Origin of the sequence: Dysgonomonas gadei ATCC BAA-286 (assembly GCF_000213555.1) — a bacterium.
Taxonomy (GTDB): domain Bacteria; phylum Bacteroidota; class Bacteroidia; order Bacteroidales; family Dysgonomonadaceae; genus Dysgonomonas; species Dysgonomonas gadei.
The window spans coordinates 23,520-33,941 of the sequence record NZ_GL891992.1 but is presented as its reverse complement, the minus strand read 5'-3'; the positions used below and the strand labels follow the sequence as shown (position 1 = coordinate 33,941).

Annotated in this window: 8 protein-coding genes; 6 read left to right on the top strand and 2 right to left on the bottom strand. The window is 36.4% G+C overall.

All coding sequences use genetic code 11. The annotated features are described in order from the left end of the window. The 5 genes from HMPREF9455_RS19005 to HMPREF9455_RS18985 form a co-directional block, all read left to right on the top strand. The coding region (locus HMPREF9455_RS19005) for a T9SS type A sorting domain-containing protein (protein WP_044216801.1) at nt 1-857 on the top strand (857 nt) is incomplete at its 5' end. 11 nt (nt 858-868) lie between these two features. After that, nucleotides 869-4,480 carry a hypothetical protein gene (locus tag HMPREF9455_RS19000; protein WP_006801385.1) on the top strand — a complete coding sequence of 1,204 codons (3,612 nt, stop codon included), beginning with the start codon at nt 869-871 and terminating at the stop codon, nt 4,478-4,480. A 9-nt stretch (nt 4,481-4,489) separates the two neighbouring features. Then, the gene (locus HMPREF9455_RS18995; protein WP_006801384.1) at nt 4,490-7,912 is read left to right on the top strand and encodes a DUF6443 domain-containing protein; all 3,423 of its coding nucleotides are present in this window, start codon (nt 4,490-4,492) and stop codon (nt 7,910-7,912) included. A 1-nt stretch (nt 7,913) separates the two neighbouring features. Further along, nucleotides 7,914-8,582 (top strand): hypothetical protein, encoded by a 669-nt coding sequence (locus tag HMPREF9455_RS18990; RefSeq protein ID WP_006801383.1) that lies wholly within the window; start codon nt 7,914-7,916, stop codon nt 8,580-8,582. A 107-nt stretch (nt 8,583-8,689) separates the two neighbouring features. Then, nucleotides 8,690-9,043 carry a DUF1493 family protein gene (locus HMPREF9455_RS18985; RefSeq protein ID WP_006801382.1) on the top strand — a complete coding sequence of 118 codons (354 nt, stop codon included), beginning with the start codon at nt 8,690-8,692 and terminating at the stop codon, nt 9,041-9,043. Nucleotides 9,044-9,204: 161 nt separating this feature from the next. Here HMPREF9455_RS18985 and HMPREF9455_RS18980 read toward each other — a convergent pair whose 3' ends face one another. Both HMPREF9455_RS18980 and HMPREF9455_RS18975 read right to left on the bottom strand, forming a co-directional pair. Continuing rightward, nucleotides 9,205-9,531, bottom strand: a complete 327-nt coding sequence (locus tag HMPREF9455_RS18980; RefSeq protein WP_006801381.1) for a hypothetical protein — start codon at nt 9,529-9,531, stop codon at nt 9,205-9,207. 44 nt (nt 9,532-9,575) lie between these two features. Continuing rightward, complete coding sequence (locus HMPREF9455_RS18975; protein WP_006801380.1) at nt 9,576-10,049, bottom strand: DEAD/DEAH box helicase; 474 nt, start codon at nt 10,047-10,049, stop codon at nt 9,576-9,578. 69 nt (nt 10,050-10,118) lie between these two features. Between HMPREF9455_RS18975 and HMPREF9455_RS21475 the strand changes: the two genes are divergently transcribed. After that, on the top strand, nt 10,119-10,292 hold the full coding sequence (locus HMPREF9455_RS21475; RefSeq protein ID WP_157256611.1) for a T9SS type A sorting domain-containing protein: 174 nt from the start codon (nt 10,119-10,121) through the stop codon (nt 10,290-10,292). Nucleotides 10,293-10,422 lie beyond the last annotated feature (130 nt).

Below are 10,422 nucleotides of genomic sequence, written 5' to 3'. Positions count from 1 at the left end.
TGATTGTGGGTACAGAACATAATACAATGTATTATTACCGGATGATACATGATTCCCTGTTACAGACCGGGCATGAAAACCCCGTTGTCGAACTGAAATATACCAACCCTATGATACTGATGCAATATCCGCTGAATTACAGTCAGTCGATTAGCTCGGATTATACCTCTAAAGGTTTGTATTCTGGTACAGTGGCTATACAGACCCATGGCACAATGGTTACCGCAGCTGATGCTTATGGTAAGATGATACTGCCTTCGGGAGATACGTTAAGTCCTGTACTTCGGGTAAAGACAATACAAACCATCCTGAATACCCCTGTAGAAGGTTCATCTGGCATAGAGACGGGCGATCAGGGCAAACAGCTCGAGACCTGCCGCTGGTACAGTAAAGGCTATCGTTATCCGGTATTTGAGACAGTGAGGAATATTAACATAAATGACAGTACGGAAATCTTTTCTACAGCCTTTTTCTATCCGCCACAAGACCACCTTTATCTGGATACTGATCCTGAAAATCTTGCTTTGCAGGAAGAGGTATGGGATATGGATAAGAAACAGGAGGAACTGCAAGAACAGGTAAAAACAATTTCTATGGAAGATATAATGACCTGTAAGATATATCCCAATCCTGTAGTATCGGTTATGAATCTGGAATATGAATTAAAAGTGGATGCCGATGTATCCTTTGAGTTGTATTCGATAGATGGTATGCCGGTAAAGAAGATAAAGACACAAAAAAAGTCTGTAGGTAGTTATTATGAAACAATTGATTGTTTGGGGTTGTATTCGAGGAATTATGTATTGAGGATTATGGTAAATGGAGTGAGTGTTAATGAAGTCGTGATTAAAAAGTAAAATAGCAAACCATGAGAAAAATAATTCTGTCCTTTATATTAATGCTGTTTGTTTTAGAAAACTATAGTCAAGATGCAGAAACAGCCATTGTTAATAGATCTATCGACTTGTTGAAGATAGAAACCCCCAACGAAGCATCTTTCAATAAATTTATTGATAATCCAGTAAGCATATATAGCGGAACTCCGGACATTAATATTCCAATATATACATTACATGAGGGAATGATCGAAATTCCTATTAATATCAGATACAACTCTTCGGGTATTAAGGTTGACGAAGAAGCCAGCTGGATAGGTTTAGGTTGGAATTTAAATGTAGGAGGAGTTATAACACGTAATTCTATTGGATTATTTGACAAAGAAAAAAGTCCCGATTTAGAAAAATATTATACCAATGTAATGAATGTTTTTAATGATGATCTTTATAAAGTGGACTACATAGTAGAAGGGCCTTGGTCTTTAGATACCAGAAAAGCATTTAGCTGGTATCTTCGTGAACCTCAATTTAGAAAAGTCATTGATGAAGGTAGATATAAACCTGATATATTCTATTATTCTTATCCGGGAGGTGCAGGTAAATTTATTATAGATTATAGAGATAATAATGCATATATACTTGATCGAAATGATAATACCAAGATTGAGATTTATACAGATGCGAGTAATAGATTATATCAATTTAAAATCACTACTCCTAATGGAATCATTCATTATTTTGATTTTTTCAGTTCAACTTTGTTGCATGACCCTGTCGTATACCGGGGTGTAACATCCGAGACATATACCTTGACCAAAAGTATATATCCAAATGGACAGAAAGTAAATTATTACTATGATTCGATTGTATGTAATCGCTATAATGCAAGTCATGTTATTCAGACAACTGAACCAGAAACCACAAAACACATTAATGAAGAAATGAATCCGAGTAAGTCTGAGTTATCGAAGACATTAAGCATATCATCTAACGAAGAGTTTTATTTAACAAAAATAGAAACAACCAATAACTTGGTAACTTTTGAGACGAGTCAGAGGTTAGATCAACTCAATGGGAAAAAGCTCGATAAAATAAAAATACTATCAAAAAATGCTCCTGCAACTCCGGTTTTTGAATATAAATTCAACTATGATTATCTTCAGGCTGATGCAGGAGGCACGGATAGCTATTATTGGGCCAAAGATTTTTCGAATCAAATACCTAATCATCATACATCAGATATTTTTCTTAAGAGATTACGGCTATTATCCTTTTCTTTTCTAGATAAAAATTCCCAACCTGTGCAGACTTATCGTTTTTTTTATAATAACAATAAATTACCCAGGAAAGATTCATATGCGAAAGATTATTGGGGATATAGTAATAATCAGAATCAAAATGCCACATTAATACCAGATATGGAAAACCTTATGTGGCATGAATATGGCCTTGATAATCATAATCGCTATAAAAAAATACAGAAACCGGCTATTTATAGTGGAACCTTTAATTATGCATTAAGAGCAACTGATTTTGAAAGTAGTAAATCTGGAATTCTGGAAGGTATTCAATATCCGACAGGTGGATATACAGAGTTCATTTATGAACCAAATACGTTTATAGACTACAAAATACCAACTTTAGAAGAAGTGAAGAACGGTTTTCCTTCAACTAAGATGTCGATATATGATGATAATTCTTTTTTTGCTCCAGATGATCTATACCCATCCAATAAAAATAAATTTTTCACTCTGGATAAAGAAGTAACTATGACTATCAGTTTATTATTAACCAGAGGATATCCCAATAGATCTAAGCTGACATGGGCTGACATGGCCGAATTCAAAGCTTATATTAATCAGGGTCCTTCTAAAATTGATTTATCTGAGGAGCTAAAAAATCTATGTTATTCACAACATATACAAGAAACAAATTATGGTGCAATAAAAAAAGACGAACTGAAATTTGAAAAGAGAATAACCTTAAATAAAGGAGGATACATTATTGTTGATTTGCCAGATCGATTTGGAGAACAGCATGGAGGAGAGGCTAAGATCCAACTTGGAGCAGAATATGCTTATCCGATGAAAGATAAAGTAGAATCTCCTGGAGCAGGCTTAAGGATAAAAGAGATTAACTTTTATAACTCCCCGAGTAAAACCGAAAGGTTAAAATATACTCATTATACTTATGCTGACCCATTAACAGGAAAAAGTAGTGGAATTTTACACAACAAACTTCAGTTTATAAAACATTATCGAGACACATATGATTTTCTTGGGAAATGCTACCCAAATTATAGCCCTCCTGCGACAGAATCATTTAGTATCCAATCTGATAAAATTGAAATATCCGGAGATAATCTATTGTCCAATCCTTATGGTTCGATGCCTAATGTTGGATATACATTTGTCAAAGAAATAAATAAAGATACGTCCATAGGGCAGATTCTTCATAGGTTCAATAACCAAGAACCTGAATACACTGAATATTCTATAAGATTAGATAGTCCTCTTAACGGAAAAGAATCCGAGATACAATATTATAACTCCAAGGAAGAATTGTTGCGTAAAGAGTCTTATAATTATTTAAAGAAAATAGAACATTATCATTTTGGTCTCGATTTTTATGATAGAATAAACACTTTACCTTTAATTTATAAAAATTCCGGATGGACCGTGAAACAGATGACTGAAAATCTAATACATACCCCTTGTGATATGACAGTAAACGACTCAATACAAGAATACTGGTTTATGAGATATGATCGGCTTCAAATGGTTAAATATCCAATAAATTCATATTTTGTTTACTTAAAAGATAAAACCATAACAATTGATGGCCTGACAACAAAAGAAGAATATAACTATAGCGATAAGTACCAGTTAAAAGAAAAAAGGATAATAGAGTCTACAGGAAGAAATTTACTCCATAAATATATGTATACGAATGATTTTAATTGTGATATATATTCAAATATGTCAAATAAAAATATGATTTCTAATGTTATAGAAGAGAAAGTATTCATAGATAATAAGTACTTGGGAGGTAGGTTTACTGAATATAACTATTTCAAAACAGATAAAAAAATTCTCCCCTTTAGAATATATTTATCAGAATATAAAGGAGATCAGGCAGACCCTATAACATTTAATTGCCCGAATATTAACAAAAATATTTATCCTTATCAGAATTTAGTTTACGATGAGTATGATTCTTTTGGAAATCCTACACATATAGTTCAGAATGAAGGAGCTCAAGTTGTATATCTTTGGTCATATGGAGGACAATATCCTGTTGCTAAAATTGAAAACGCTTTCAGCTATGAGACTGTTAACACAGCTGTTGCATCTGTATTTGGAATAGCAGGAATAGATTCCTTATCTGCATTAACAAAAATAGATAAAACAAAATTAAACAGTCTGAGAGGTCATTCGAATTTAATGAGTTCTCTTGTTACTACCTATATATACGAACCTTTAGTAGGGATGCTGGAATCTACAGATCCGTCAGGCATTACTACCTATTATGAGTACGATACTTTCAACAGGCTAAAACGCATATATATCAAGGAGAAAAATGCAAGCGGAGTGGAAGTTGAAAAAACGATTCAGAATTATGATTACAACTATGTAAACAAATAAGAAAAGATTATGAAAATAAAATGTTATCTTACTATAATAATAGTTCTGCTTTTATCAGGCGGCATACACTCTCAAAGTTCTACTCAGAACTACCTCCAGACACGTACTTATACCAATGATGCCGGAACTACATATCTCGACGAGATACAATATTTCGACGGCCTGGGACGTCCCATGCAAACCGTACAGCGAGGCATTACCCCCAATGCTGCCGACCTTGTCACCTACCAGGAATACGATGCTTTCGGACGTGAATCAAACAGTTGGCTTCCGGCTGTAGCATCAGGTAATAACGGATCCTATATGCCTTTTGCTACTTACAAAGCAAAAGCTATGACTACCTACACTAATGATTCCGCCTACAGCAGGCCTGTCTATGAAGCTTCTCCCCTGAACCGTGTACTTGAACAATACAGCCCGGGGAAAGAGTGGTATGCCGGTAAAAGAGCAGTCAAGACAGAATACCAGACCAATACAGCCGGCGGAGAATTGTCATGTGCTTTATTTCGAGCCGACACGGATGCTTCCCTCACACTGACCCAGACTGGCAATTATGGTGTAGGCCAGCTATATGTTACAAAAATAACAGATGAAGACCAGAATATCAGCTATGAGTTTAAAGATAAACTGGGACAGGTAATCCTTACCCGACAGATAGAATCCGCCAAACAATACGACACCTATTATATTTATGACGATTACGGTAATCTGAAAGCCGTCCTGCCACCTCTGGCATCCGACACAGTCAAAGCCAATAGTGCCCAGTTGAACAACAACAGCTATATGCGGAGCAACCTGGCCTATCTTTATATGTATGACAACCGCAACCGCTGTACATCAAAGAAGCTCCCCGGCTGCGATTGGGTCCGCTATGTCTATGACAAGGCCGACCGTCTGATCTTCTCGCAGGATGGGGAACAGCGTAAAAAATTGCCTAATGAATGGACGTTTAATAAATACGATGCATTTGGCAGGGTAATAATCTCCGGAATACACAAAACTACAGAATCGCACGAGGCGCTGATCGCCAAATGTCAAAATATTGTAGTAACAGAAAAGCCCGGCGGCAACTTTGAATATACCTGGAACTCACTTCCGGAGATTTCATATACCGGGACACTCTCCCTGAATTACTATGATAACTATTATGATTATTTTAATGCAACATTAAGGGAAAAGTTGAAATTTGTAAAGAAGGACGGTTTTTCAGACCGGTATATCCATCCTTCTCTGGGAGAAGGAACCCCCAAAGGGTTGCTTATCGGCACCCGTATCAAGACCTTTAAGGCAGATGGTAGCCTGGGGGAAATAGCTTCCAAAATGTATTATGATAATCGCGGACGCATCATTCAGATTAATTCGACGAACCATCTGGGCGGTATTGACGAAGAGCATATCGCTTACAACTTCACCGGGCAACCAACCAAGAGGATGTATATACACTCGGCCACAGGCAAGACCACCCAGACCGAAGTCTATACTTACACCTACGACCATGCAGGCAGGTTGCTGACCACCACTCACCAGTTAACGGACGGCACAACGGTAAAACCACAGGTAACACTCGCGGAAAATACATATGACGAACTGGGAAGACTAAAGACAAATAAGAAAGGAGGACAGGCGAACCTGAATTCAACTTATGCCTATAATATCAGGTCGTGGACGAAATCAATCACCAGTCCGCTGTTTACCGAAACGCTGTATTATAATGAATCCTACGGAGGCAGCGCCAAGCAGTACAATGGTAATATCTCGGCAATGAGCTGGAAACATAATACCGAGACCAATCCACGCGGTTACGCCTTTGTTTATGACAACCTGTCGCGGCTGACAAAAGCCACTTACCTGATCAACGGTACCGTACAGACTTATAATGCAAGCACCCCAACCAAACCGATCTATCAGACAGCCTACAGCTATGATAAGCATGGGAATATGAAAACCCTGCAACGTTACGGTAATATCGATGCCGCGAAATACGGATTGATTGATAACCTGACAATGACTTATGCCGGCAATCAGATGACAAGAGTAGATGAGGCGGCAGCAGCCATCAGCATTGCCGAATCGATGGACTTTAAGAATGGCAGTAATGTAGCCAACGAATACACCTACAATGCCAATGGAGCGATGAATAAAGATTTGAATAAGGGGATAACCGAAATTCAATATAATTCGTTAAATTTACCAAGGCAAATGATAATCAATAGTTCTTCGGTAAAGGCCAAGAACTATTACACCTATTCGGCTTCAGGCGTGAAGCTGAGGACAGAGCAGCGATACGATCCTAATTATACGGTAACGCCGTCTAATGCGACCAATCCGACCAACGATGGATTGGCTGACTATAAGAATACGGATTATGTTGGTAATATCATCTATGAAACGGTAAAGAGCGGTTCTACAATAACGAATAAAACCCGGATACTGGTTGACGGAGGATACATTGAGGGTGGAGTATATTACTACTACCTGACCGACCATTTGGGAAACAACAGGGTTGTAGCCAATGCCGGTGGTACTGTTATACAAAGGAACCACTACTATCCTTTCGGTATGTCCTTTGCCGATACGCCTCTGGCCGAGCAGGGAAAGCAGCCGTACAAGTACAATAATAAAGAGCTGGATATGATGCATGGGTTGAACCTGTATGATTATAGTGCAAGGTATTATGAGAGTGCGTTAGGAAGGTTTATTAGTGTAGATCCGTTGGCGGAGAAGTATTATAGTTGGAGTCCGTATGTATATTGTGGTAATAATCCATTGAGAAGGACAGATCCGACAGGGATGATATGGGATGATCCTAAAGAGGCTCAAAAATTAAAAGATAATATTAGTAAAGTTCAAAATAGCATAAGTAAACGAGTGGGAGAGGATTTAGCTAAAATCTTTAAGGGCGGATTAGATAAAAAAAGTATAACCAAATTAGCTGGAAATATTCAAGAAGGCTTAGATCGTTTCAAGAATTTAGATCAAGCGAAAAATGATATAGATCTGTTAGGTAATGATCAGAATAATACTTATGCTCTAAGTTCAATATCAGGTGGACAACATAAAGTCAGATTAGGCAGTGACAATAAAGTATACATTGAGACCTCATCCGATGGTCTATCTATTCATGAAGTTACCCATGTAAGACAATCTCTCGATACAGGGGGATTACAATTTTCACCAAATGGAGAACTATTAAATGCAGGTATAAAGTCTCCGGCTAGTAGTAGGTATGCACGAATGAGTGGTATGGAAGTTGAAGCATACCAAATGCAGTATTCTTATGATAAATCTTATCCAGGAAAAACTAATAATGGTTTACAAGGTATTGATGTTCATTCCGTGGGGGATATACGTGATAATGGAAAGTTAGTATATCCTTTCGCTAAAGAGTATTCTAACTTTTTAAAGAAGCAACAGAAATTAATTAATCGCTAAAATGAGAACACTATTTATTATATTTTCGTTTATTTCTATTATGCCTATTTATGGGCAGAATAATATATCAGGAATCTTTAATGATGAGCTTGGTAATCAATTGGAAATTAAGGGAGAGGTGTTAAAGCTAACAACTCCAGATAGTCCAGGAGTTCCTGGAAAGTTATTAGCTGAATGTAATGTAAAAAGGATTGATTCTGAGTTTATTGAATTAAATTCAGTATCACCTTATATTACAGTTAACAAAGAACTGAAAATAACACAGCAAAATATTTCATCACTAATCGATAGTCTAAATGTATCATTTTTAATCCCATATAACAAAACGAATTTGGAAATATCTATTTTAACAAATACTTTTAAAAATTATAATTTGGATTATGATTGTAATAGAAATAGTATTATGTTACCATTAGATACGAAAACCATTCTGTTTTCTATTTCTCCAGGCAAATATTTAACCCCTCATAATCCAGAAGGTTTATATTATGGTATTCTATTTTATTCTTCTACTGAACATCAAATTACTGAAGGAATGAACCATGTTATCATTAAATTAACGGCAATAGATAATTCCTTTTTTGATAAATACTATATAAAAGGTGATTATGCCCGTATAATAAAAGGAGGTATAATATGGAAAGATGTAGAATATAGAAAAGTAAAATAATTATATCTTTTACTTGTACAGAGGATTATCTGCTTCGCCTAGTATTAATTTCAATCCCCTCCGGTCCATGGGGATTAGCATGGTAAATCGATTTGAAAATTTATCTTATGAATGAAAAAAAAATACTATTAACAAAAATATCATATTTTATCACTAAAAAATATGGCTCCAATGAAACCATAGACGAGAATAGCCGAATTGAGGAAGATCTGGGAATAACAGGGGATGAAGCTTGGGAGTTTTTAATTGAATATGGAAAGTCTTTTAATGTAGATGTTTCAAATTTTATGGCCGCAGATTATTTTAAAGCTGAAGGATTTGATTTTATAACACCTATATTAGAGTTTCTAAAATTGAAAAAGAAAATTATAAAAAAAACACTCACTATTAATGACTTAATTAAAGGGATTATTGCTGGTAAACTTGATGAAGATGTTATAAATACTCCCTGTTCGGTATAGGCTCGTTGCCTCTGTCAGACTAAAATAAAGGCTCAGGCTTGAATAAGAAAGATGATGAACAATCCCTCTTGTTCAAGTAGGTTTATAAACTGTGTCCTGCGCAGCAATAATTAAAATCCTGCCGGTATCATCATCGGCAGGGTTGTTTATCTATAATATACCTACCCAATTCTTCTTATTTCAAACTCAATATACTCTTTTCCTTTCTTTATAATTTCGGTTTCAACGATAGCCTTTCGTATAAGTTTATCGTTGAAACCGTATTTCTTGCTTAAGATATCTTGAGTTGGTTTTACCGGATTATCCCAATCCGAAAGGGAGTTGCTGAAGCCGAATTTGAAGTGAATCTCATAGGGTGGTTCGGGTATTTTTATTTTAGGCAATAGCCAGAGCAAGGTATTTTCGTACTGCTTATATTTTTCTGTTTTGAATCGCTTACCTTGCCATGCTTCGTTAACAGACAGAGGCTTAATATCGATGCATACCATTTTATATTTAAAATATAATAACGTTCAACAAAAGCCTCTTTCTCTTACAAGCTCCCCTCAATAGCCTGTTTCAGATTCATATTAGCAGCATGCCAATCGAATGATTTGAGCATCCATTCCCTGTATTCTTTAGGGATATCCTTAAAGTTTTCACCCTTATGCTTTCCGAAAGGCATTGTCTCAAGAGGTTTGCCAATATTAGAACTGCTTTTTAGGGGCTCTTTCTCATCATCGATACGAGTACCACGTCCTAATATCTGATAATACAGAGCGATAGAAGCTGTTGAGATACCTAGAATAATACAATCTATCTTAGTGTAGTCAAACCCTGTAGAGAGAACACGCACATTGAATATGACACGGATATTTCCTTTCCTGAATTCGGAGATCACCCGTTCACGTTCCGAATCGTGCATGCCTGAGTAGATGGCTGCCGAATTCGGATATTCTTGCGCAAATTGGATCGCTTCATCTATCGACGGAACAAATGCCAGGATATGCTTTCGATCACTATTCAAGTCAAGTTCTTATTTGATCTGATTATGGATGTCATTCAATGCAAAAGCTCGTTTTGAGTCATAACAGCCTTGATTGCCGCCATCCGCATCTACCCTTTCCCTACAGGGTCGCTTGTTTACAAAGAGAATAAGGCGATCAATTTCGACATTCAGAATACAACCCTTAATGCAGGTATCTATATTCTGGAAAAAACTGACGAAGAAGGTAATGTGACGCGTGAGAAAGTGATGAAAATAAAATAGTGAAGAATAGCTTCCAATAGTTGAACCACCTATATTCTAAGAAAGGCGGTTCACTTTCTTTTCTCTTTTCTAACGGGGAGGCTTTTCTTTTATGCTTAAAAAATAGAGAATAATAGTTGCGAGTAATGCT